The following is a 23,995-nucleotide window of genomic DNA, read 5'->3' on the forward strand; positions in this document are numbered from 1 at the left end:
GTTTTCAAGGGAGGGCGAGGGGAGCCGGCGCTGGCGCCTGCGGTGAGGAACGCCTACACTATCACCATGCTCACCGAAGAACTGCTGCACCAGGCCAGCACCATCGCGCCGCGCATCAGCGCTTTGCGGCGCGCGATCCATGCAGAGCCAGAACTCGGGCTGGACACGCCCTTGACCCTCGGGAAAGTACGGGCCGAACTGGCCGATCTCCCGCTTGTCTGGCGCGAAGGGAGAACAACGACCGGTGCCGTGGCCATTTTGGTCGGGAACGGACCCGGCCCTGCCGTGCTGTTGCGCGGCGACATGGATGCGCTGCCCATGGAAGAGGCGACCGGGCTCTATTTCGCCTCCTCCATTCCCGGGCGAATGCATGCCTGCGGGCACGATACGCACACGGCCATGCTGGCTGGGGCAGCACGTATCCTGGCCGACCGGCGCGGGGAATTTGCCGGCGAAGTGCGTTTCATGTTCCAGCCGGGGGAAGAGGGGTATCACGGCGCCCGCTTCATGCTGGAGGACGGACTGCTCGATCCTTTGCCCGACGCCGCCTTTGCGCTGCATGTCATGCCGGATCAGCAGCATGGCCTGCTGGCAAGCCGAACGGGCGCGCTACTGGCCGCGGCGGACCAGTTCCGCATCACCATTACCGGCCGGGGCGGCCATGCCTCCATGCCGCACCACACGCGCGACCCGATCCCCGTTGCCTGCGAGCTGGTCAGCGCGCTCCAGACGCTGGTCACCCGTCGTTTCGACGCAGCGGAGGCTACGGTGGTGACAGTGGCACGGATCGAGGCCGGCACGGCGCACAATGTCATCGCCGATCGCGCGCTGCTGCAGGGCACGATCCGCACGCTGTCGCCCGAGCGGCGAGAGGCTGTGCGTGCGGCGATGATCCACCTGGCCGAAGGGCTCGCCGCAGCCCATGAATGCCACGCAGAGGTAGAGATCATTGAGGGCTTCCCGCCGACGATCAACGATCCCCGAGCCGTCGATCTTGCCGAAAGGGTTGCTCTCTCGCTGCCCGCTGGCTCGTTTCATCGGCTGGCCAATCCCATCATGGGCGCGGAGGATTTCTCCTATGTGCTGGAGAAAGTGCCGGGCGCAATGGCGTTCCTGGGGGTCGCGCCGGAGGGGGCGGACCTGCGCGACTGCCCCTCGATCCACTCCACCCGCATGATGGTGGACGAAGCCGCCCTGCCACGCGGCGCAGCCTTCCTCGCGGGCTGCGCGCTGCGCTTTCTGGAGAAGGGCTGGGCCTGATCCGAACAATATCGCTTGGCGCAGCCCCCGCGCATTGCTAACCGCGCCCTGCAAGCACCCGTAGCTCAGCTGGATAGAGCGCTGCCCTCCGAAGGCTCACGTCCGACGCGAGAGCAGTGATTTTATACAGGATTTTCGAGGGCTTAGGAAGACGGAAGAAAGGACGGACGAAAAAACTCACCAGAAACTCACCGCGCTCGGGTAAGCCGATTCCGATCGCGGATTGACCTTCATCGGCGTAAAACTTACGGCTCACGCCACACGCACCCATAGCTCAGCTGGATAGAGCGTCGCCCTCCGAAGGCGAAGGCCAGAGGTTCGAATCCTCTTGGGTGCGCCAAAATATCTCAATAAAATCAGTGAGTTAAGACTGCCGCAGCGCCCTTGGTGCGCCGCCTCTCAAAGTCGGAAACTCACCACGCTCGCGGCGGCACAACGCGAAACCCTTGGATTTCCGCAGAAAACTCGCCGAACCAAACTCACCATGCCCTTTTGCGGTCGTGATGACCCGATGGGGGCGTCCAACTATGGGCTCGGGGGGACGTCGGTCATTAGCCAGTCGATACCGACGGATTGCGGCCGGAACAGCGGACCATGGGCGCGGGCTAAATGCTGTGTTGGCGAAGGGCAGAGGGGGCAGTAACGACCCCTTGTACGAATTCGCGTTACACAGCGAATCACCGACGCTAGATTCCTTAAAAGTTCTCCAAACCCGAGGCGGAATTTTGAACTGACCTATGACAACCGCGCGCCACATCGTTGCACTGCTGCAAAGCCATATCGACGGGGATGAAGATCGCTTCCTCTCCGTGGCGACGCAGCTTGCCGCGCATGAGGCGAGGCAAGGGCATGGGAAGCTCGCTCAGGAGCTGCGCGAACTGGTCGACGCCGCCAAGGGTAAAAGCGCGACGGTGGCGCGGCGCGGGGCCGGCCCCGTGCCAATGGCGCAGCCGAAGGGTGAACTCGCCGGGCTTCTGGAAGCCCGCTATTCCGATGTCCGGTTGTCGAGCATGGTGCTCAAGCCGGAACTTGAGGAGCGGCTTGCGCGCGTGCTTCGGGAACAGCGCCAGCAGGAGCGGCTTCGCGCGCGGGGGCTCGCGCCGCGCCGCAAGCTCCTGCTCGTCGGCCCTCCTGGCGCAGGCAAGACAATGACCGCCGCCGCCCTGGCCGGCGAGTTGAAGCTGCCCCTTTTCACGGTCCTTTACGACGGCCTGATCGGCAAGCTCATGGGCGAGACCGCCACACGGCTGAGACTTGTCTTCGACGCCGTTGCCATGCAGCGCGGTGTCTACTTCTTCGACGAGTTTGACGCGATCGGTGCGCAACGGGCCGGGCCGAACGACGTCGGGGAAATTCGCCGGGTGCTCAATTCCTTCCTCCAGTTTCTGGAGAATGACGATGGCCCGAGCCTCATCGTCGCCGCGACCAATCACCCCGAATTGCTCGACAAGGCGCTTTATCGCCGGTTCGACGATGTCATCAGTTACGATCTTCCCGATCCCTCGGTTGTGCAGGGCATCCTCGAAGCCCGGCTCGCGACCTTCGATCTCAAGCCGATCGAATGGGGGCCTGTTCTCGAATCCGCTGCCCATCTCTCCCAGGCCGAAGTCGCCAGAGCTGCCGACGAGGCGGCAAAAGTCGCGGTGCTGGATGGCCACGACGGCGTGACGACCGCGACGCTGCTGACCGCTCTGACGGAGCGGCGCGCGGCCATCCTCTAAGCAACGAGGCCCGATGGCTGTACCTCCCCGCGACCGCCCCCATTTCCACGTCGAAGGCGGCGGCCAAAGCGAGGCTTACACGTCACCGCGCCTGGTCATAAGCGGCCTCCCTCCCGCGCGGGCGCGAGCCGCGCACGCCGCACGATTGGAACAGGCGATCGGAACGGCGCTGGCCGCCGGCCGCCAACGGCTCGCCGATCGGGAAGATGGCGTAGCCGAGGGCCAGCCAGGCTTTTATCTAGAGTTCGATATTCCTATCGCCGAGCGCGCCGCTGTCGAAGCCCTGGAGAACAAGCCGAAGGCTATCGAACTGGTAGCCGTGCGGCCCACTGCGGAGGGCGACGAAATGGTCTCGGCCACTGTGTTTGTCCCGGAAGCCGCTGCCGATTTCTTCGTCAAGAAGATCGAAGCCTATCGCGACGAGGAGACGCGCACCGGCAAGCCCAAGAACGAGGCCCTGATCGCTCGGATCGACGATATCAGGGTCGCGGTCGCTCGCTCGCTATTCACCGATGAAGCGCAGCACTTTCCCGCCGACGGCCGTCAGGTGTGGTGGGAAGTCTGGCTTCGGGATGGCGGTCTCGCAATCTTCCAGTCTGTCGCTGCCAAGCTCGATGTCGCGATCAAGGATCACGTCATCAGCTTTCCCGAGCGCGATGTCGCGCTGGCGCTCGCCGATGAAGCGACGATGGATCGGCTGATACGCAATTCCGATGTCGTCGCTGAACTGCGCCTCGCCAAGGACACGCCGTCGCTCTTTCTCGAAATGCGCACGGTCGATCAGGCCGCTTGGGCGAACGACTTGGCTGATCGGATCGCACCGCCGTCCCCCTTGGCACCGGCGGTCTGCATACTGGACAGCGGAGCGACCCAGGCCCACCCCCTGCTCGCGCCTGGCCTCGATCCTGCCGATCAGCATAGCTACGACGGTGACTGGGGTGTCGGCGACAGCGCCTTCTGGAATGGTCACGGCACCTCGATGGCTGGTGTCGCGCTTTATGGCGATCTCGAAGCGGCGCTTTCCCACGGCGAGCCGGTCGCGCTTGGTCATCGCCTCGAAACGGTGAAGATCCTGCCGCCAACCGGGCAGAACGAGCCGCGACTTTACGGGGCGATCACGGCAACCGGCATCGCCCGCGCCGAAGACCATGCTCCCCGTCGCCGGCGCGTGTTCTGCATGGCCGTGACCAGCGACGTCGGCCTGGGCCGAGGCCGGCCGTCCTCGTGGTCCTCGTCAATCGATCAACTCTGCTATGGCGGCGGTGACAGGCGACGCCTCATGGTCCTGGCGGCGGGCAATCTCCGCGGGGACATCAATCCGGCCGACTATCCTGACCGCAACGACCTCGAAGAGGTCGAAAGCCCGGGGCAGGCGTGGAATCCGCTCGTCGTTGGGGCCAGCACCGACAAGATCATGATCACCCATCCCGACTATGACGGATGGACGCCCGTCGCCCCGGCCGGCGACCTCTCACCGGCAAGCCGAACGTCCGCAATCTGGGATCGGCAATGGCCGATCCGTCCGGATGTCGTGTTCGAGGGCGGTAACTTCGCGCATGACGGCGCCAACCCGGCCTCGGCGATCGACGACCTCCAACTCCTCACGACCCACTATCGTCCCGCCATGCGCCTGTTTGAAGCGTTCGGCGACACCAGCGGCGCTGCCGCGCTCGGCGCGAATCTTGCCGCCGGCATTATCGCAGCGCGTCCGACACTCTGGCCGGAAACGGTACGCGCGCTCATTGTCCATTCCGCCGAATGGACGCCGGCGATGCGCCAGCGCTTCGACGCGGCCGGCTCGCAAAGTCAGAAGCTGGCCATGCTGCGCCGCTACGGTTGGGGCGTGCCTGACCTTGGCCGGGCGCTGATGAGCGCGTCCAACGACGCGACTTTGATGGTCGAGGACTCCCTGTTGCCGTTCCGCAAGGATGGCTCGGCGATCAAGACGCGCGACATGAATCTGCATCGACTGCCCTGGCCGCGCGCCGAACTGGCCGCGCTTGGCGATCTCGATGTGGAACTGCGGATCACCCTGTCCTATTTCGTCGAGCCCAATCCCGGAGAACGGGGCTGGACGCGGCGCCACCGCTACGCTTCACACAATCTCCGCTTTGCGGTGAAGCGGTCGCTCGAAGGTTTGGAAGCGTTCCGGCAGCGGATCAACAAGGCGGCTCAGGACGAAGAGGCTGGCGCTGTCGGCGCTGTCGCAGGCGGCGACTCCTGGGTTCTGGGGACGATCCGTGACCGCGGTTCGATCCATAGCGACATTTGGCGTGGGAGCGCGGCAGCCCTCGCCGAGCGCGACGCGATCGGCGTCTTTCCCGTCAGCGGATGGTGGAAGGAGAAGCCTGGTCTCCAGCGCTGGGATCGTTCCGCCCGCTATGCATTGTGTGTGTCGATCCGCGCGCCCGAGACCGACATCGACCTTTATACCGCCGTCGCCAATCAGATCGCGGTTCCGATCCCGGCAGCTTAGCGGGCCGCGCGGTCAGTCGAGCCACGCGGCATAGGCACCCACATCGATCATCGGAACCGTCGCGCTCGCCTGGAGGCGAGCGATAAGGTTGAGCAGGAAGCGCGTCGCCGCTCGCACGCCGACCTCCGCTTGCGAGCAGCCGTCCGTGTCACAGCCGAACACCCCATGCGCCGCGACGCATCCAATATCGAGGCGGTGCTGCCCATCGAGGGCTGCGAGCGCATCGGTCAGCGGTTGGCCCAGCGGCGGATTCCATACGCTTTCGAACGTAAGCAATCCGCCGATAATGTCCGGCAGCGGTCGCGGATCGTAGACACCGCCGGCGTAGGGTATCGGCAGGCTCGTCCGATGGAGCGCGCGAACACTGGCCACCTTGTCCGCTGCATAAGCGACGTGCTGGGCATTGATCGCCTGCTTGGTCTCGAACACGGCATAGACGCTCTCTGCCGGTACGATGAACTGGCCTTTGAAATTGAAGATAAAGGGCGAATATTGCCGATCGAAAATGACGATATCGATCTGGTGGCTGAAGGCGCCCTTGCTGTCGACGACATGGGCGCCGGCAGCGCGATACCGTTCCGGCAAATAGGCCTGCAACAGCTCTAGCCCGTCTTATTCACCGGGTGCGGCCTGAAGGGTTGGCGGGAGTGGCATAAGCCTCTGATCTGTTTTAGGAACTGGGTGTCTACGCCGGCCCTGTCGCAGGGCAGAAAATGTCACAGGCCACACCCGCCATGAACGATGATATCGCAAGCCCATTCCGATTCCCAGCGGTGCATCGCAAGAAAGTCGCCGCAGCCTTCGACGGTGGCCGCCTCACTTCGGATGGCGGGGTTTTGCTGCTGGCACAGGCCGAACGCGCGATGGGGATTTGCCGGCGGCTTGCGGGCTGCATTGCCGACCGGCGCTCTCCTGCGCGGGTGATCCATCGCCTCGACGACATCCTGCGCGCCCGCGTGTTCGCGATCGCGTGCGGCTACGAGGATGCCGATGACCTTGACGCCCTGCGTGACGATCCAGGCTTCCGCCTGGCGCTGGGCAAGTTGCCGGGATCGGGCGCGGGTCTCGCCAGCCAACCGACGATGAGCCGCTGGGAGAATGCGCCGACCACACGCGAGTTGGCCAGGATGATGGCCGAGATGATCGGCATATACTGCGCCAGCTATCCCGTGCCGCCCAAGGCGGTGACGCTCGATATCGACGACACCTGCGATGTCGTCCACGGCTATCAGCAACTCTCGTTCTGGAATGGCCACCATGGCGAGCGCTGCTTCCTCCCGGTCCACGTCTATGACACCGCTACTGGCCGCCCGGTCGCCATGCTGCTGCGCACCGGCAAGACACCGTCGGGTGCCGAAGCGGCGGGTCACATCCGACGCCTCGTGCGCCACATCCGCCGGCACTGGCCCAATACCCACATCACCATCCGCGGCGACGGGCACTATGGCCGGCCCGAGGTCATGGCCTTCTGCGAGGCCCACGGCATCGACTACGTGCTCGGCCTGCCAACCAACGCCGCGCTGCGCACCGATCCGGTCATTGTCGCGGTCGCCGATGCCTGCGCGGTCAGGCGGGCTCAGCGCCAATGCCCGGTCCTGCGTAACTATGCCGAGACCCGCTACGGCGCAAAGACCTGGCAGTGCCAGCGCCGCGTCGTCGCCCGGATCGAGGCCAGCACGCTGGGCATGGACATCCGCTATGTCGTCACCTCGTTGGCAACAGGATCGGCCGAGCACATCTACGACACGCTCTACTGCGCGCGTGGTCAGGCCGAGAACCTGATCAAGCGCCACAAGTCCCAGCTCGCCAGCGACCGAACCTCGTGCCGCTCGGCCAATGCCAACCAGATGCGCCTCATCCTGCACACCGCCTCCTACTGGCTGATGTGGCGTATCCAGCAGGAAATCCCCAAAGCAGCGGCACTGGCTGCAGCCGAGTTCGCAACCCTGCGCATCCGGCTGCTCAAGGTCGCTGCCCGCGTCATCGAGAACGCCTCGCGCATCCGCTTGCGGCTAGCGTCAGCCTGCCCCGATGCCAGCGTGTTCAGAGCCATCGCCATCGGTCTCCGGCCTGCACCAACATAGCCAGCGCGGCAGTGCCGCTGACCCCCGCCCCGTCCATCAACCTCGAAAAGCCCATTGATCCTGCCGCGGTGAAAAATGCCGACGATGGCGCACGTCCAGGCCACGCCGCCAATGTCAGATCACCGCCGAACGAGCCCGGAGCGGCGGCCTCATGAATAAGACAGGCTAGCCAAACAGCTTCGCTGGCGTCACCCTTCGTTCCGCCGTGGCCGAAGCTACCGCGCGCGATGCCCAGCTTCGCTTCGATCTCGTCGTGCAGGCTTTGCAGCAGAGTTTTGAGGGACCAGTCGGTCATTGGACGAAACCGCTCCAATTGCCGCTCAGCGCAGCTTCCGCCAATCGCCGCACCGCTTGCTTCTCCGTGTCGGTGAGATCGTCCGATATGACGTTGTTGCCATTGGCGGGATCGACCACCCGTGCTGCGGCGAACCTGTCTCGGAGATACTCCAGCACCTTCACAACATTCTGCGCCAGATCCTGCGATTGCCTACCGTGCAAGGCGGCGATCACTGTCAGCTCCAGGTAGAAGGACGGGAATTCGAGCCGCTTCTGGTTGCGCCATAGCTTCAGGAGCCGCGACTCGCGCTGATGGCCGGCCATGACGACGGTGTTGATATGTGTCGTCACATTTGTCTTCGTCCAGGTATCGGCTTTGCGACGGTAAAGGCTGTGATCTGTCGTCCAGGCGGTCTGCCGTTTGCCAGGGACGAGATCGACATCGAAGCCGCCGATCGTCGCGTTGATCGACACATTCTGCCGTTTTGGCGCATAGCCGGCACCCGCAATGGCGTTGAAGAGCGAGCCGCAAATATCCTTCAAGGTTTCGGGCGTGTCTTCGTGCAGAGAAATGAAAAGGTCGATGTCGGTGCCGCTTCGATTGGCCGTGCCCTTGGCAAAAGAACCGCTTGGAGAGATCGACAGCAAGAAACGGTTTGCCCATCGTTGAAGCACGGGCGCGATAATTGTTTGGACCTGCCGAACAGGGGAGAATGCGCTGGTATCGACAGCCTCCCGAGCCAGAATCGCGTTTAAGTAGGCTGTGCTCATCACATATGACTAGCGCTGCAATCAGACTCCCGGAAGCGCCGAAGCAACCGTAATTACAGGATGACGTCACCGACCGGTTTGAACCGCGCCGGGTCTGCCGGAGGCATTGGGTTGTGAGTCACGCTGCCATATCGATGTTGGCCGCGGCAGCATAATATTGTTCTTCGGCTTCGGCAGGAGGGATGTTGCCGATGGGCTCCAGCAGCCGACGATGGTTGAACCAGTCGACCCATTCGAGCGTGGCATATTCGACTGCTTCGAAGCTGCGCCATGGTCCACGCCTGTGGATCACCTCAGCCTTGTAAAGGCCATTGATCGTCTCGGCCAAAGCGTTGTCATAGCTATCGCCGACGCTGCCGACCGAGGGTTCTATCCCGGCTTCGGCGAGGCGCTCGGTGTACTTGATGGAGACGTATTGCGACCCGCGATCGCTATGATGGATGAGGCCGCCCCGATGGGCCGGCCGACGATCGTGAAGCGCCTGTTCCAGAGCATCGAGCACGAAGCTGGCATGGGCCGTTCTGCTGGCCCGCCAACCGACAATCCGCCGAGCATAGGTATCGATGACGAAGGCAACGTAGACGAACCCCGCCCAGGTCGCGACGTAGGTGAAGTCCGACACCCACAGCATGTTCGGCGCTGGTGCGTAGAACCTGCGGTTGACGTGATCGAGAGGGCATGGCGCCGCCTTGTCACTGATAGTTGTGCGCACCGGCTTGCCCCGGATCACCCCTGCCAAGCCCATCTCCCGCATCAACCGCGCGACTGTGCAGCGGGCGACCGGAAAGCCTTCCCGCATCATCTGCCGCCAGACCTTGCGCACGCCGTAGACCGCGAAGTTCTCGGCGAATACGCGCGCGACCTCGGGCTTCAGCGCGACATCCCGCTGCGCCCGCGCCGACAGGCGTGTCGGATCCTGCCGCTGTGCGATGCGCTCGTGATAGGTGGATGGGGCGATCGGCAGGACGCGGCAGATCGGCTCGACCCCATAGGCATCGCGGTAATCGTCGATGAACGCGATCATCGCTTGAACGGGCGGTCGAGCTCCGCCTGGGCAAAATATGCCGATGCCTTGCGCAGGATCTCATTGGCCTGTCGCAGCTCGCGGACCTCGCGCTCCAGTGCCTTCATCTTGTCGGCTACCTCGGTCGGGACGCCCGCACGCTTGCCGCTGTCGACCTCAGCCTTCTTCACCCACTCATGCAGCGTCTGCGGAACGCAGCCGATCTTCTCCGCAATCGAAACCACCGCTGCCCAGCGAGAGGGGTAATCACGTTCGTGATCGATCACCATACGCACCGCGCGCTCGCGGACTTCCGGCGCAAACTTGTTCGTTGTCTTGCTCATACAGGCTCCACCTTCTCAGGAGTTGGAGCCTCCGGCAAACCCGGCGCGGTTCAGTTGGGGAAGGACTTCCCCTACTGACGAGCCACGCGGGTCTCGTCAGACCCCTTCAAGCGGGGGCAACCCCGCAACGCCCCAAACGTCGGCGTATCCACGCCGATCGGCAAATCCGCCGTGGCGGATTCCAGCTTTTCCAGACTGCGGAGATCGGGCCAGGGCGTGCGCCGTCCCGATCGCTTTGTTGGGTCGCTACGCTCCCCTCCCGCGGGGTGGGCGTCGCTTCCCTTTAGGCCCGCCGCGCCGGGCCGCAACGCGCGTTGCGCGTCCTCCTCTTCTTTCCGGCCCCTTGGGTGCTGCCCGGCTCCGCCGGCGGGCCTGCCGGTCGCTCTTTCGCCGCCCACCCCGCTCCGGGGTGCGTGTGCTTTTGAAGGAGTGAAGACAATGAACGCTGTTACCCAAACCGCAGCCGCCGAGCCTGTGTCTGGCGTCGAGATTTTCGTGCCGCTCGCCAAGCTCAAGAAGTCCCCGCGCAACGCGCGCAAGGTGCCGCATGGGGAAGCCGCTATCGAGGCGCTGGCCGCTTCGATCCAGCATAAGGGGCTGATCCAGAACCTTGTCGTGGAGCCGGAAACCAAGGAGGACGGGACGCCGACCAGCTACTATCTCGTCACCGCTGGCGAGGGCCGCAGGCTGGCGATGCTGCTGCGCGCCAAGCGCAAACAATGCAAGAAATCCGAACCTGTCCGGTGCTGGCTGGATACGGCGAATGATCCCGCCGAGGTAAGCCTTGACGAAAATGTCACCCGCACCCCCATGCACCCCGCCGACCAGTTCGAGCGGTTCGCCGAGCTTTCCAACGACAAGGGTTGGGGCGCGGAAGAGATCGGGGCGCGGTTCGGCGTGTCGGCCTCCGTGGTGAAGCAGCGGCTTCGCTTGGGCGCTGTCAGTCCGAAGCTGTTGCAGGTCTATCGCGAGGACGGCCTTACGCTGGACCAGCTTATGGCCTTCGCCATCACCGAGGACCATGCCCGGCAGGAGCAGGTGTTCGAGGGCCTGCATCACAATCGCGAGCCGTGGATCATCCGGCGTGACATGACCGCGAGCAATGTTCCGGCGACCGACCGACGCGCGGTGTTCGTCGGGGCCGACGCCTATGTCGAGGCGGGCGGCAATATCATCCGCGACCTGTTCAGCGAGGACCGGGGCGGCTTCTTCGAGGATGCGGGCTTGCTCGACATGCTTGCGGTCGAGAAGCTGCGCGAGGTTGCCGCGACGGTGCAGGCCGAAGGCTGGAAATGGGCCGAGGCGCATATCGACTACCCCCACGCCCACGGGATGCGGCGCTTCTATCCGCAATCCGTTTCGCTGTCCGATGAGGACGAGGCGCGGTTGGACACCCTGTCCGCAGAGCATGACGCGCTTGCCGAAGGCTATTCGTCCTACGACGAAATGCCCGAGGACGTAGCCGAGAAGCTGGAGGCGATTTCCGACGAGATCGACGCCATTTCCGAGAAGCGCCATGCCTATGACGCCAACGTGATCGCCTACGGCGGCGCGTTCGTGGTGCTGCACCATGACGGCGCGGTCAGGATCGAGCGCGGCTTCATTCGGGCCGAGGACGAGGCGCTGGCCTTCCCGCAGCCCGAGGATGAGGTCGACGGCGAAGGGATCGACCCGGAGGGCGTGGAGGACGAGCAGGCCGAGGATGAGCCCGAAGCCGAGGACGTGGAGGACGAGGAACCGGGCAAGCCGATTTCCGACAGCCTCACGTGCGACCTGTCCGCCCATCGGACCTTGGCGCTCCGCGTGGCGCTGGCCGAGCAACCCGATATGGCGTTGGTCGCCTTGACCCATACGCTCACGGCGCAACTGTTCTACAGCTACGCCGAGGCCGGTTGCCTTGAGGTTCGTCCGACCGTGACGCCGCTTGGCAGTCATGCGGACGGGATCGAGGACACCCCCTTGGCGGCACGGGCGAGCGAGCAACACGAGGCATGGGCCGAACGGATGCCGCGTGACGTGGCGGACCTGTGGGGCTTCATCGTGGCGCTGGACTGCGAGAAGCGGACCCTGCTGCTGGCGCATTGCGCGGCCCGCACCGTCAACGCGCTGCGCCTGCCGTGGGATCGCAAGCCCCTGTCGCTACAAACGGCGGACAGGCTGGCGACCGCGCTGGCGCTGGACGTGGCGAAGGACTGGACGCCGACCGTGGAGAGCTACCTCGGCCGCGTCACCAAGGGTCATATCGTCGAGGCCGTCACTGAAGGCGTGTCCGAGGATGCCGCCCGCCGTATCGCCGACATGAAGAAGCCGGACATGGCGCAAGCCGCCGAGCAGCTTCTGGCCGGGACCGGATGGCTGCCCTCGATCCTGCGGACGCCCGAGCCGGAGACCGAGCAGCCCGCGTCGGTCGAGGACGAGGATACGGGGACCGTGGAACCGTCCGAGGCGGAGGCTCCCGAAGCGCAGGCTGAGGATGGCGAAGCCGCCTACGCCGTCGCCGCCGAATAGCGGCATCGGGCCGGGGCCGCGTCAGCGGTCCCGGCTTCACCCGCACCTTCGCGCCGGCCTTCGGGGCGGCGCTCTTGCTGCAAGGAGGCCGTCATGCGCCGCCTGTTCCGCGTCATCGCCCGCCGCAACAACCAGCCGGGCACGTTGTGCTGCATCCGCTGCGGCAAGCCGATCAACGACTTTTCCGACGATCAGATCGTCACCCACGATTATGTCCTGCACGGTTGCGCCGCCTTCGTGGTCGAGCATCGCGCCTGTGTAGACCGCCCCCTGTTCAGCGCGGCGGCGGCCCGGCGCTGGCGCGAAGCGCAGCGCTGATCCGCACAGCCTTTCGCAATCGGCCCCAAAAAATCGCGGCCGCGCCCCAATCGGGCGCGGCCGCTTTGTCGTTTGAGTCTGCAGCTCGCCGGGGCTTGCCCGGCTCGCCACTTACACTTGAAATTGTAAGTGCTTTGGACAACAACAGCCGCAGGCTTACAGGCAGAGTTGTTATCGCGCATCGCGATATAAGACACCGATGTTAGGCAGTGATGCTTCCATCTACCCTTATTGCAGCATTTCCGCTGAGCGGACGATCTGATCGTACGCATAGGAGTGCCTGTAAGCCGCCTGTTAGGGGGGTGGGGTGTCGAGTCTGGCGAAACTACAAGCGGCAAAGTCGCTCGACGATCTAGCTGCGATCCTGGGATATAAGCCCGCCGCGCTTGCCTACCTGCTCTATCACCTCCCAGACGCGCAGAAATATACCGCGTTCACGATGAGGTGGTTCCGCCTTCTTGGACAGGTCGGCGACGAAGTTAAGCTAATCCCCGATGTGATTATGCCGCCAGTCTGGTCGTCAGATCATGGGGGGCATGCCCCCCATGATCTGGTTCGCTGATCCGCCCGTAGGCCTCTGCCGGGGTCCGCCCGGCGAGACCCGAGTGCGGTCGCTGCGTGTTGTAATAGGTGATCCATCGCCGGAGGCCAGTGCGCAGCTCCGAGCCGGTCTCGAAGGCGTGGAGATAGACGCATTCATACTTCAGAGATCGCCACAGCCGCTCGATGAACACATTATCCATCCAACGGCCTCGACCGTCCATGCTGATCTTGACCTCTGCGTTGCGCAGCACGCTGGTGAAGGCGAAGCTGGTGAACTGGCTACCCTGATCCGTATTGAAGATCTCCGGCTTACCGAAGCGCGCCAGCGCATCTTCCAGTGCGGCGACGCAGAAGCCGGCGTCCATCGTATTCGACAGCCGCCAGGCCAGCACCTTGCGGGTCGCCCAGTCCATCACCGCGACCAGATACAAGAAGCCCCGGCGCATCGGGATATACGTCACATCGGCGCACCACACCTGGTTGGGGCGCTCGATCACCAGTTTGCGCAGAAGATACGGATAGATCCGGTGCTGCGGGTTCGGATCGCTGGTCCGAGGGCGCTGGTAAATCGGCGACAAGCCCATCTTCGCCATCAGCCGCCGCACACGTCGTCGGCCGACATCGTGGCCCTCGCGGCGCAGGTGCCGGACCATCTGGCGGCTACCATACCATGGCATGTCGAGGAACGCCGCGTCGATCATCCGCATCAGTGCCAGCGTCTCGTCGGTCTCCGGCACCGGCGCATAATAATAGGAAGACCGGCTGATCGACAGCAGCCGGCATTGCGCCGCAATCGACAGCCGGTGGTGAGCAGGTTCGATCATCGAACGCCTCCGTGCCACGCTCATCGACCGGAGGCTTTGGCTAAAAAATCCCGCTCCACGACCAACTGGCCGATCTTGGCGTGCAGCTTCTCCACCTCGGCCTCGCTGGCTGCCTTGGCTGCATCGCCGGCTCCGGAGAACGTGCTCCCCATTCCCTCGACAGCCTGGCGCTTCCAGGCCGCGATCATCGTATGGTGGATGCCATGCTTCGCTGCCAGCTCGGCCAGGGTCAGGTCACCCCGGAGCGCCTCCAGCGCCACCTTCGCCTTGAAATCTGCGCTGTACCGCTTCCTCGTCTTCTTCATTTCCCGTCCATTCCTCAGGTCGGGATTAGCTTAGCACCCTGTCCAGATTTCCGGGACCACCTCACGATCCCGAAGCGCGACGGCACGCCGAGGGCGATTCTTGCCCCGACGCCCAAGCTGAAGCTGCTGCAACGGCGTCTAGCCAATGTCCTCTACCTGGCGCTCGCCGACATCGACAAGGTGGGTTCACCGCGCCGGCAGCTCTCCCACGGCTTCGCCAAACATCTGTCCATCGTAACGAACGCCGCGGTCCACAAACGGCGGCGCTACGTGCTGAATCTCGACATCAAGGATTTCTTCCCGTCGATCAATTTCGGCCGCGTGCGCGGTATGTTCATTAAGGACAAACGGTTCGCCCTCGATCCGAAAATCGCGACCTTGATCGCACAGATCGCCTGCCACGATCATGTCCTTCCCCAAGGAAGTCCCTGTTCCCCGGTCATTTCAAATGTCGTCGGGCATCTACTGGACATCCGGCTCGTGCGCTTCGCCAAGGCGCAGAAATGCACCTACTCACGCTATGCCGACGACATCACCTTTTCCACGAACGCCAAGGCATTCCCTCCTGACATCGCCGCCCCGGTCGCAGGCTCGGAGCATGACTGGACACTCGGCGCCGCGCTCCTGAAGGAGATCGAAAAGGCCGGGTTTGAGGTAAATCCTACCAAGACTAGGATGCAATATCGCGGGTCACGACAGGTCGCCACCGGCTTGCTCGTCAACGAGAAGCCGAACGTCCGTCCCGAATACTACCGCACGGTGCGGGCCATGTGCTGGTCGCTGTTCAACAGCGGAACCTACTATCGGATGGTCCCTGCGGCGCTGGCGGGCGGCAAAGCAGGCGATCCCGATGTGCCGGAGCCGGCAACATCCCTCGCGCCGCTGCAAGGGATGCTCGGCCACGTCTATCATGTGCGCGATCAGGTCGATACGCGACCTTCCGCTGACAAAAAGAAGGACGCGACGGCCACGGCGACCCGTAAGCTCTACATCCGGTTTCTGTTCTACCGAAACTTCGTTGTGGCGCCCAAGCCCCTCATCATCCCGGAGGGAAAGACGGATACCGTCTATCTGCGTGCGGCGATGGAGAAGCTCACTGCCTACCATCCCAGGCTGGGCGCGATGGACAAAGGCAAGTTTAAACCCGCACTCAAGTTCATGAAGTTCTCCAGCACGATCCATGACGTGTTGCAGCTCGGGAATGGCGCAGGCGATCTTTTCCACTTTATCCGCCGCTACCCTGACGCCCTCAAGCGTTACCGACATCGCCCGCTGCCCAACCCCATCATCGTGCTCATCGACAATGACGACGGAGCGAAAGAGATTTTTGGTGCCGCCAAGGGCCTCGGCGCCGCGCATATAGCTCGGACCTCCACGGACCCATTCTATCGGCTCGCACCCAATCTTTATCTTATCAAAACACCGGAAATCGGTGCGCAAGGCATAAGTTGCATTGAGGACTTGTTCGATCCCGCGCTTTTGAAAACCGTCATTGATGGTAAGGTGTTCGACCCCAACAAGAAGCACGGAGAGGCCGGGAAATACGGCAAAGCCAGGTTCGCCGAGAAGGTTGTGCAGCCGCAGAAGGACACGATCGATTTCTCGAAATTTGCCGGGTTACTCGACCGGATCGTGGCTGCGCTCGACGATTACGTTGCCAATCCGCCGCCACCCTGAAGGGATCAGGTACGCGGTGGCATCATAGAGGTATCGAGCCTGCGATGGATCAGCGATACGAGCGTCAGCAGATCCTCGGCGTCGGTCTTGGTCATCGGCCAGTGGATGCGCGCCTCGTGGGCAGTTGGGTTGCGGAACATGCCGAAGACGCCTTTGACGAGATTGGCGAAGCCGCTCTGCTCGCTGCGCTCGCTGACCGTGCTTCGCGGATTGATCGCCAGCATCGGCGGCTCGCCGCCGAGCACGCGGTCTACCAGCGTCCCCCCGTCATCGGTGAGGCCAGTCCGCACGCGCATCTTGTCGGCGATGCTTTTCACCGCTTCCTGGACCGCATGGAAATAGTCGTCGGCCAGCAGTTCGGCCCGGCAGAAGCGCAGCACGTCGGCATGGACGCCGCGCGTCTCCAGATCGGTGCGCAGTTCCTTCGCCCGGCGCTGCGCTTCCGGCAGCGTCGTCGCCTGTTCGACCGCTTCGATCTTCCCGGCCTCGCTGACCACAAGGCCGGCGAAGGCGAGTGCCTGGTTGAGACTGGCACGCATCGGCTCGTAGCGATGCGGCTCGCGGCTGTATCGCGCAGGACGCATCGCATGGCGGATGAAGCCGAGGATGCGGGTGCGGTCCTGCCGCGCGTTCTGGCTTTCGGCGAAGGCGTTGTAGATGCGGTGCCGCTTGGTCATCTCGCCGGGATCGGCCATTTGACAGGTCGCGATCAGCATCGCGATCTCGGTTCCTTTCAGCCCGGTTTCCGTATCGCCAAGCGCACCGGCTATGGCTTCGAGCTGATCCTGCGAAAACAATTTCGTCACGTCCTTCCCCCGAATCCTCACGTCCCCATGTGGCTGAAGCAGCCGCACCTTGGAACGTAGAATGAACATCGCGCAAGGCTGCTGGCGGGGTTGCCGACACAAACGGCAGGCATAGCGGAAATCTCATCCCTCGGAGCCGAGCGCCCCGGCGGCCTCTCAATGGCGTGATCTGACCGAGCGACGGCTTCGCCTCGATTGTCTTCGCAACGGCTATGGCCCGCTATTTTCCGCCGCGCGTGCCGCGCTTTGCATCGCGAACCAAAATAACGGGCCGCCGCCATCCTCCGCTCACGCTGCGGCCGCTTTGCGGTGCGCGGCCAATCGCCCCCGGCCTGCCGATCACCATCGAGGCCGCGAAGGGCGTGGCCCGAAAGAACGGAGATTACGACATGGCTACGATCGGCACCTTCACCGCCAACAGCAAGGGCGAGTTCACCGGCGTCATCAAGACGCTCACTCTCAACACCAAGGTCATCTTCCGTCCGGTCGAGAAGGACGGCGAAAAGTCCCCCGACTTCCGCGTCAGCACCGCCGACATGGATATCGGCGCTGCCTGGAAGAAGACCAGCCGCGAAGGCCGCGAATACACCTCGGTCAAGCTGGACGATCCGAGCTTCCCGGCTCCCGTCTACGCCACGCTGTCCGAAACCGACACCGCCGGCCAATACGCCCTCATCTGGTCGCGCTGACCGGACGACGCGTCCCGCCTTTCGGCGGGGCGCCTTCCTCGATCAGACGGTCATTCGCACTTGCCGATGACACGGCGTCAGGCTAGTTAAGAATCATTCGCAAAAGCGAAAGGGGCCAAGTCTAGGAAGGATCGACACGTGACCCGCCATTTTTCGCCGCCCACACAGGATGCGATCGCCGTTCCGGCGATGCTGGTTGATGCGGCGCGGTGCTGGCGGAATGCGCGGGACAGTGGAGCGTCGGTGCAGCCCCGCTTGGCGCACACGTTCGACGCCCATGACTGCACCATGCTCGCGCCGGTGCTCGACAGCCTATGCCTCTTCTATGAAACGGCGCTCGGCCGGCCGATGATCGTCGGCGAAGGACCGGGCCTGTCCGACGACGAGCATCTGCTGCTCGGCCTGGTCGATGGATCCAGCCCGCGCTGCCTCGACTGCCCTCAGAACGCGGCGAACGCGCTCGACTGCGCGCTCTGCTCGACACGGATCATGCTGGCGCTCACGCTCGGCCAGCCCGTGCGGACACTGCAATGAGCGGCGCGGCGATCACCACCGTCGCCGAGCTGGAAAGCGTGATCGGCAGGACTCCGCCGCCGATGCACCTCAAGGTGATCGACCATCTCGATGTCGGCGCGCTGCGCTGGATCTCCGCATCGCAATTGATGTTCGCCGGCTTCGGCGATGGATCGGGCGTCGGCATCACACTGGCCGGCAGCGCGCCGGGCTTCGCCAGCGGCGATGCCCAGGAATTGCGCGTTCCGCTGGCGCTGCTCGACGATCCCGCTCTCGCGCAGCCGGGCGCGGCGTTCGGCGCGCTGTTCCTCCTCTCCGGCATCGGCGAGACGCTGCGCGTCAACGGCCGGGTCGCCGGCATCGACGCCGATCATGTCCGTGTCGCCGTGGACGAATGCTACGGTCATTGCGCCAAGGCGCTGATCCGGTCCGAACTATGGGCGGCGCAGCCGGCCCACGCTCCTGACGATTCTGCCGCCTTCGTTGCCGCAAGCCGTTTCCTGGCGCTGGCGACGATCGGCGCGGAAGGCCGCGCCGATCTCAGCCCAAAGGGCGATCCGGCCGGTTGCATGGCGCAGCTCGATGGGGACGTGCTGTGGTTCGCCGACCGGCCCGGCAACCGCCGCGTGGATAGCTTCCGCAACGTCGTCGAGCAGCCGAATATCGCGCTGGCGCTGCTGATCCCCGGCGCGAACCGGATCGCCGTCGTGCGGGGGCAAGCCCGTCTTACTACTGACGCGACGGCGCGCGAGCGCTTCACCGTCAAGGACAAGACTCCGCTGCTGGCGATCGGCGTGGAGATCGAGACGCTCGACCTGCGCGAAAGCCCGGCGCTGGCCCGCGCGGGCCTCTGGCCGGTTCACACGGAAACCGACATCGACCCCGCCGAGCTGTTTGTCGAGCATATCAAGCTCAACAAGGCGGGTGGCATCGGCGCCAGTCTGGCGCGCGCGACTCTTTCCGTCCCCGGCGTGACCGGCCTGCTCAAGAAGGGCTTGGACAAGGACTATCGCGACAATCTCTATTGAGCGCCGCGAACTGGAGCTCCACCCGGCGAGCCGGGCGAAGCGCCATCCCCCATAAACTCAGCCGTTGAGCTTGTCCTTGACCGCTTTGGCGGGCGTGAACACCAGCTTCTTCGACGCCTTGATCTTGATCGTCTCGCCGGTCGATGGATTGCGGCCGTCGCGCGCTGGGCTGGCCTTCACCTTGAACTTGCCGAAGCCGTTGAGTGAGACTTCCTCGCCCTTGGCGGCTGCGTCACCGATCGCGGCGAACACCGCATCGACGAGCTTCTTCGCATCGGTCTTGGTGACGCCGTGGGCGGCAGCCAGTTGTTCGGCCAGGTCGCTGTTGTTCATTATTGTACTTCCAGGTCTTCGGTTCTTGATCCGCGCCCGATTATGGGCGGGGCACTATTTGCGAGTTGCTCGCAGGTATCTCTAATCCAGATGGGCCGATCAAGCATCCTTGATCGTCGCGCTGGTCGCAGCGCGGCTGGCGCCGCGCGGTTGCTAAGGGCGTTGCCCTCGCGCCGGGCAAGGGAAGTGGAACCGTCCGGGGCGGTATCCCCAGCCTTCCGCGCTTCGCTTGTGCAGGCCGGGTGATCCCCCTCCGCCCCGGCCGCCCTTGCCCTTTGCTACCCCTGGCTCGCCGCCGGGCAGGGTTTCAGCGCGGCGCTTCGCTGCGCGAAACCCAGACCCAAGGAAGGACAGACTCATGAGCATCCATCATCTCGCTACCCGGTTCGGCCGCAACGCCCACCAGATCAGCGGACGTGAACCGCTCGACAACGAGGCGCTGTATCGCCACGTGCCATCCATCTTCGCCCGCGAGGCGCACGACAGCCGTTCCGAGCGCTATGTCTATGTCCCCACCATCGACATCGTGGAGGGGCTGCGCCGCGAAGGATGGTTCCCGTTCTTCGCCGTGCAGTCGGTCCCGCGCGACGGCAGCCGCCACGGCCACGCCAAGCATATGCTGCGCTTGCGCCGGGATGACGGTATCGGCAAGCCGGAGGCGGCGGAAGTCATCATCGTTAACAGCCATGACGGGACCAGCGCCTATCAGATGTTCGCTGGGATGCTGCGCTTCGTCTGCACCAACAGCATGATTGCGGGCGAGCGGTTCGAGGAGGTCCGCGTGCCGCACAAGGGCAACATTCAGGACGACATTATCGAGGGCGTTTATACCGTGGCGGAAGACTTTCCGCGACTGATCGACGCCAGCGAGACCATGAAGGGTGTGCAGCTTTCGCGAGACGAACAGCGCTTGCTTGGCGAGGTAAGCCTTGTCGCCCGCTATGGCGACGATGAAAGCCCGCTTCGCCCCGAGCAGATCATCGAGCCGCGCCGCCGCGAGGATGTAGGCAACAGCCTGTGGAGCACGTTCAACGTGATTCAGGAGAACGTCATTCGGGGCGGGTTGCATGGCCGCAAGCGTAACGCTGAGGGCCGTATCCGCCGCAGCCAGACTCGCGCCATCAATGGCATCGACCAGAATGTGACACTCAATCGCGCGCTCTGGACGCTAGCCGAAGGGATGCAGCGCCTAAAAACGGGTTGACCGTTTCGAGCCGCAGGGCTGGACCGCCCGGCTCTGCGGCTTCGCTTCCCATCGCCCACACGACGCCGCCGACCCGCTCCCCGGATCGGCGGCGGCCGCGCATCCCGATGGTCTGCGCGGCCGCTCAAAGGGCGCGCTCGCCGGGTATTCACCCAGCTCGCGATCAGGATATTCCAATTCCCCCAAGACGACTATAATAGTCGTTTCCGTAGCGAACGACCCGAAGGTTGTGGAGGTGATCTTGCATGATCACTTCCCGCCAGGTGCGGGCCGCTCGCGCACTTCTTGGCTGGACACAGGAGACGCTCGCCGAGAAGGCCATTATTGCTCTGACCGCGCTGAAGCGGCTGGAATCGGAGAGTTATAAGCCGGTGAACGACAATACCCGGCATCAGGTGATGAAGGCGCTTGAGGCGGCGGGGATTGTCTTCCTCGATTCGGATCGAGGCCGAGGCGTGTTGCTCGTGACCGATTCAAGTCCCGAACAGCGCAAGTAGCCGGCAACGGAGCGGGTCCGACTGTTCGCGCAGTATCAGAGGGCCATAGCAAAGACGGTGCGATTACTTCGATCCATTATGGTGTATAGGCGATGAATCAGCAGGCGCAGGGGGCTATGGCTGAAAGCGGAACGAGGCGATGGCAATAGCCGCTTTCGAGGATCGCGCCCCGGACGCGCCCCATGTCACCGACTATGATGAGCATCATCATCGGACCTATTGGCGACTGCTCGATGCGGCCGACGAAAATGCCGACTGGCGCGAAGCCGTTCGCATCATCTTCGGGATCGACCCTGCCGCCGAACCGGAACGCGCCCGCTCCGTCTATGACTCGCATCTCGCCCGCGCGCGCTGGATGACCGCGACCGGCTATCGCCACTATCTGCGCCCGCCGCCGAACTGAGAGCGGCCCCGGAACACGCGCAGCGGTGCGTATAATCCCTTCAAAATGCTGACTTGAATCCGCTATGCGGCCGCCTGCCCGGCAGGGCTTCTCGGCAACGGCGGCGGTGAGAACATCTTCCAACGCGCCCCGCAGAGGGCCATGCTTGGGAGGGTTACGATGCCGCCTGAGAGGGACTGGCGCGCGCCCCTGAACGAGACCGGGGACGACGCGCTGCAATATACGGACATCGCCATCGGCTATCTCGGCCGCAATACCCGCTATCGCGCCGAATACCAGCGCGCGCTCGGCCGCGTGAAACGTGGCGCGATCTCCGCCGACGACGCTACCGCCGCCCTGGTGGATCGCTGGGGGATCAGCTACCACGCCGCGCCCGGCGCGGCCTTCGACCGCAAGCTGGCGGTCGCGCGCCCCGACCTCTCGCCGGCGAGCATCATCCTCGCGCCCGCGGTCGCCGGCATCGGCGCCGGCCCGCTCGACTTGGCGGCGCTGGGCGACATTCGCGCCCGGATCAGGATGGGCGACGTCCTGCATGTCATCCTCGCCGATCCCGATGGCGATGAGCATCTGTGCGTGTGCGGATCACGTCACGACGCGATGGCCTTGATGGTGCCGATCGAACCCGCCCCCTTCGCGCGCCTCGCATCGGCCGAGCGCCTGTGCCGCCGCCTCAGCGGCATGGCGGCCGGCCCGCCGGCGCTACGCCCGCCGCCCTTCCGGCGCGAACATCTCCTCACCCTGCTGCAAGTGCTCGACGGTCGCCGCGCGGGCGCCAGCCAGCGAGAGCTGGCCGCCTCGCTGATCCACCCCAAGGTCCGTCACTACACGCCTACCGAATGGACGGACAGCGCGGAACGCAAGTGCATCAGACGCTGGCTCAAGGAAGCCGTCGAGCTGCGCGACGGCGGTTACATCCGGTTGCTGCGGGGCGGCTGAGGGGGACATTGGCGACCCGGTCGCCCGCGTCCCCTTCTCCACATAGGGGGCATTTCGCCATCATTCCCTCCTGTCCGCCGGACCCCTTTTTCGGGGCCGGCCGTCACCAGGAGGATCATCATGGCCGAGCTTGTCGCCGCCACAACGCCACGCTATCTCAAGACGCCCGACGCGGCGATCCACCTCGGCCTCTCGGCCCGCACGCTGGAAAAGCATCGCTGCTACGGCACCGGCCCCGTGTTCCGCAGGCTCGGCGGTCGGATCGTCTATGCGATCGACGATCTCGACGCCTGGGCCGCGCTCGGCACCCGCCGGTCCACGTCCGATCCGGGCAGCGGCGTCGTCCATCCCGCCAAGCGCCTGCCCACCGATTGCGTGCGCCGCTGAGCACCGATGCCCACCGCACGCTCCCTTTCCGGCCGGTCGAGCGCCGAGCGCACGCAGCTTGAACTGTTCCGCTCGGTCCCCGGCGACCTTGCGGCCCGCGACGCCCAGAACTTGATGGCCTGGCCGTTCTTCTCGCTCGCCAAGGCCCGCCGCACCGCGCCCATCGACTTCCGCGTGGGCGCGACATGGATCTCGGTCGAGGCCGTGCCCGAGCACGGCATGGCGACTATTTGGGACGCCGACGTGCTGATCTGGGCGGCGAGCCAGCTCATCGAGGCGCGCGACGCCGGACGGCCGACCTCGCGCCTGATGGTGACGACGCCGCACGAGATACTGGCGTTCACCCGGCGCGGCACCGGCAAGGCGAGCTACGAGCGGCTGAAGGCCGCGCTCGACCGCCTGCAATCCACGACCGTCGCCACTTCGATCCGGCAGCAGCACCAGCGCCGCCGCCATCGTTTCTCATGGATCAACGAATGGCGCGAGCTGGCGGACAGTAACGGCCGTGCGCTCGGTATCGAGCTGATCCTGCCCGACTGGTTCTATGCCGGCGTGCTCGACCGCGCGCTCGTGCTGACCATCGACCGCGCCTATTTCGACCTCACGGGCGGGCTTGAACGCTGGCTCTACCGCATCGTGCGCAAGCATGGCGGGCGGCAGGAAGGCGGCTGGAGCTTCGACGTTCCGCACCTCTACCTGAAATCCGGCGTGCTCTCGCCGCTGCGCCGGTTCGCGTTCGAGCTGCGCGCCATCGTCGCGCGCCAACCGCTCCCCGGCTACGTCCTCACGCTTGAACATGCGCTCGGCCGCGACCGGCTCAACTTCACCCCTATCCCCGTCGATCCGTTCGACGCGGCCATGCGCCGTGTCGGCCTCAAGCCTGTGGAGAACTGGCCATGAGGCTCGGACTATCGGGAACGGCCGGATTCGGACGATCGGGAACGCGAGACTCGGACTTTCGGGAACGCGCGGTCCTCGCAAACCCGCAGAAATCCTCGCGGAATCGGCCCCCTTCTAACGATGCTAATAGAAAAGAATCCTTCGGATTCTTGCTAACGGCGCGCGCGGCTCTGGACGCCGCTGCCAGTC

Annotated in this window: 23 protein-coding genes, 1 tRNA gene and 1 other annotated feature; of the genes, 17 read left to right on the forward strand and 7 right to left on the reverse strand. The window is 64.5% G+C overall.

The features are described from left to right. Positions 1-66: 66 nt before the first annotated feature. The 4 genes from AEB_RS01970 (at position 67) to AEB_RS01985 (ending at position 5,457) form a co-directional block, all read left to right on the forward strand. Positions 67-1,260: a M20 metallopeptidase family protein gene (locus AEB_RS01970; protein ID WP_119084398.1), complete on the forward strand. Its 1,194-nt coding sequence runs from the start codon at positions 67-69 to the stop codon at positions 1,258-1,260. A 263-nt stretch (positions 1,261-1,523) separates the two neighbouring features. Next, positions 1,524-1,600: transfer RNA gene (locus AEB_RS01975), tRNA-Arg, on the forward strand. Between the two features lie 469 nt (positions 1,601-2,069). Beyond that, positions 2,070-2,981 (forward strand): AAA family ATPase, encoded by a 912-nt coding sequence (locus AEB_RS01980; protein ID WP_231958861.1) that lies wholly within the window; start codon positions 2,070-2,072, stop codon positions 2,979-2,981. Between the two features lie 13 nt (positions 2,982-2,994). Beyond that, the gene (locus AEB_RS01985; RefSeq protein WP_119081674.1) at positions 2,995-5,457 is read left to right on the forward strand and encodes a S8 family peptidase; all 2,463 of its coding nucleotides are present in this window, start codon (positions 2,995-2,997) and stop codon (positions 5,455-5,457) included. Between the two features lie 12 nt (positions 5,458-5,469). Here the strand turns inward: AEB_RS01985 and AEB_RS01990 are convergent, their stop codons facing one another. After that, on the reverse strand, positions 5,470-6,054 hold the full coding sequence (locus tag AEB_RS01990) for a DUF6602 domain-containing protein (RefSeq protein WP_188115286.1): 585 nt from the start codon (positions 6,052-6,054) through the stop codon (positions 5,470-5,472). A 137-nt stretch (positions 6,055-6,191) separates the two neighbouring features. Here AEB_RS01990 and AEB_RS01995 point away from each other — a divergent pair, with 137 nt between their 5' ends. Further along, positions 6,192-7,541 carry an IS1380 family transposase gene (locus AEB_RS01995; protein WP_172592942.1) on the forward strand — a complete coding sequence of 450 codons (1,350 nt, stop codon included), beginning with the start codon at positions 6,192-6,194 and terminating at the stop codon, positions 7,539-7,541. Here AEB_RS01995 and AEB_RS02000 read toward each other — a convergent pair. From AEB_RS02000 to AEB_RS02010, 3 genes are all read right to left on the reverse strand, one after another. Further along, positions 7,501-7,836, reverse strand: coding sequence for a hypothetical protein (locus AEB_RS02000; protein ID WP_119081676.1), 336 nt, complete (start codon positions 7,834-7,836; stop codon positions 7,501-7,503). The genes AEB_RS01995 and AEB_RS02000 overlap by 41 nt on opposite strands. After that, positions 7,833-8,588 carry a nucleotidyltransferase domain-containing protein gene (locus AEB_RS02005; RefSeq protein WP_119081678.1) on the reverse strand — a complete coding sequence of 252 codons (756 nt, stop codon included), beginning with the start codon at positions 8,586-8,588 and terminating at the stop codon, positions 7,833-7,835. Before AEB_RS02005 ends, AEB_RS02000 begins: the two co-directional genes overlap by 4 nt. A gap of 118 nt (positions 8,589-8,706) precedes the next feature. After that, positions 8,707-9,935, reverse strand: a protein-coding gene (locus AEB_RS02010) for an IS3 family transposase (protein WP_119081680.1) whose coding sequence is annotated in 2 segments (ribosomal slippage) — positions 8,707-9,647 and positions 9,647-9,935 — 1,230 coding nt in all. Because the reading frame shifts where the segments join, the coding sequence is not laid out codon by codon here. Then, positions 9,538-9,654 (reverse strand) — a sequence feature (AL1L pseudoknot). (Overlaps the previous gene by 117 nt.) A 438-nt stretch (positions 9,936-10,373) precedes the next feature. Here AEB_RS02010 and AEB_RS02015 point away from each other — a divergent pair. Next, on the forward strand, positions 10,374-12,443 hold the full coding sequence (locus AEB_RS02015) for a ParB/RepB/Spo0J family partition protein (protein WP_066549564.1): 2,070 nt from the start codon (positions 10,374-10,376) through the stop codon (positions 12,441-12,443). Between the two features lie 93 nt (positions 12,444-12,536). Beyond that, positions 12,537-12,761: a hypothetical protein gene (locus AEB_RS02020; protein WP_066549563.1), complete on the forward strand. Its 225-nt coding sequence runs from the start codon at positions 12,537-12,539 to the stop codon at positions 12,759-12,761. A 500-nt stretch (positions 12,762-13,261) separates the two neighbouring features. Here the strand turns inward: AEB_RS02020 and AEB_RS02025 are convergent. Beyond that, positions 13,262-14,433 (reverse strand): IS3 family transposase gene (locus tag AEB_RS02025; RefSeq protein WP_119081383.1). Its coding sequence is split into 2 segments (ribosomal slippage): positions 13,262-14,169 and positions 14,169-14,433, totalling 1,173 coding nucleotides; the frame shifts between segments, so codons are not numbered across the junction. On the opposite strand from AEB_RS02025, the gene AEB_RS02030 reads away from it, so the two are divergent. Then, the gene (locus AEB_RS02030; RefSeq protein WP_119084399.1) at positions 14,320-16,110 is read left to right on the forward strand and encodes a retron Ec67 family RNA-directed DNA polymerase/endonuclease; all 1,791 of its coding nucleotides are present in this window, start codon (positions 14,320-14,322) and stop codon (positions 16,108-16,110) included. The genes AEB_RS02025 and AEB_RS02030 overlap by 114 nt on opposite strands. Before the next feature lie 5 nt (positions 16,111-16,115). Here the strand turns inward: AEB_RS02030 and AEB_RS02035 are convergent, their stop codons facing one another. Next, on the reverse strand, positions 16,116-16,916 hold the full coding sequence (locus AEB_RS02035; RefSeq protein WP_066549560.1) for a TIGR02391 family protein: 801 nt from the start codon (positions 16,914-16,916) through the stop codon (positions 16,116-16,118). Positions 16,917-17,305: 389 nt separating this feature from the next. Between AEB_RS02035 and AEB_RS02040 the strand changes: the two genes are divergently transcribed. The 3 genes from AEB_RS02040 (at position 17,306) to AEB_RS02050 (ending at position 19,146) form a co-directional block, all read left to right on the forward strand. Further along, complete coding sequence (locus AEB_RS02040; protein ID WP_066549571.1) at positions 17,306-17,605, forward strand: DUF736 domain-containing protein; 300 nt, start codon at positions 17,306-17,308, stop codon at positions 17,603-17,605. A gap of 138 nt (positions 17,606-17,743) precedes the next feature. Then, a complete protein-coding gene (locus AEB_RS02045; protein WP_119081681.1) occupies positions 17,744-18,139 on the forward strand; it encodes a hypothetical protein in 396 nt (131 codons plus the stop codon). Then, positions 18,136-19,146: a pyridoxamine 5'-phosphate oxidase family protein gene (locus AEB_RS02050; RefSeq protein ID WP_066549558.1), complete on the forward strand. Its 1,011-nt coding sequence runs from the start codon at positions 18,136-18,138 to the stop codon at positions 19,144-19,146. The genes AEB_RS02045 and AEB_RS02050 overlap by 4 nt, the downstream gene beginning before the upstream one ends. 57 nt (positions 19,147-19,203) lie before the next feature. On the opposite strand, the gene AEB_RS02055 is transcribed toward AEB_RS02050, so the two are convergent. Continuing rightward, a complete protein-coding gene (locus tag AEB_RS02055) occupies positions 19,204-19,479 on the reverse strand; it encodes an HU family DNA-binding protein (protein ID WP_066549557.1) in 276 nt (91 codons plus the stop codon). Between the two features lie 358 nt (positions 19,480-19,837). On the opposite strand from AEB_RS02055, the gene AEB_RS02060 reads away from it, so the two are divergent. The 6 genes from AEB_RS02060 (at position 19,838) to AEB_RS02085 (ending at position 23,806) form a co-directional block, all read left to right on the forward strand. After that, on the forward strand, positions 19,838-20,683 hold the full coding sequence (locus AEB_RS02060; RefSeq protein ID WP_066549556.1) for a DUF932 domain-containing protein: 846 nt from the start codon (positions 19,838-19,840) through the stop codon (positions 20,681-20,683). Between the two features lie 245 nt (positions 20,684-20,928). Beyond that, positions 20,929-21,180 (forward strand): helix-turn-helix domain-containing protein, encoded by a 252-nt coding sequence (locus tag AEB_RS02065; RefSeq protein ID WP_066549555.1) that lies wholly within the window; start codon positions 20,929-20,931, stop codon positions 21,178-21,180. 139 nt (positions 21,181-21,319) lie between these two features. Further along, entirely contained in the window at positions 21,320-21,583 is a 264-nt protein-coding gene (locus tag AEB_RS02070) for a DNA -binding domain-containing protein (RefSeq protein ID WP_066549553.1), read from the forward strand. Between the two features lie 159 nt (positions 21,584-21,742). After that, positions 21,743-22,519: a DUF2285 domain-containing protein gene (locus tag AEB_RS02075; protein WP_119081683.1), complete on the forward strand. Its 777-nt coding sequence runs from the start codon at positions 21,743-21,745 to the stop codon at positions 22,517-22,519. Between the two features lie 120 nt (positions 22,520-22,639). Continuing rightward, positions 22,640-22,906, forward strand: a complete 267-nt coding sequence (locus AEB_RS02080) for a helix-turn-helix transcriptional regulator (protein ID WP_066549548.1) — start codon at positions 22,640-22,642, stop codon at positions 22,904-22,906. A 6-nt stretch (positions 22,907-22,912) separates the two neighbouring features. Then, positions 22,913-23,806 (forward strand): replication initiator protein A, encoded by an 894-nt coding sequence (locus tag AEB_RS02085; RefSeq protein WP_119081684.1) that lies wholly within the window; start codon positions 22,913-22,915, stop codon positions 23,804-23,806. Positions 23,807-23,995 lie beyond the last annotated feature (189 nt).

Origin of the sequence: Altererythrobacter sp. B11 (assembly GCF_003569745.1) — a bacterium.
In the GTDB taxonomy this organism is placed as follows: Bacteria; Pseudomonadota; Alphaproteobacteria; order Sphingomonadales; family Sphingomonadaceae; genus Croceibacterium_C.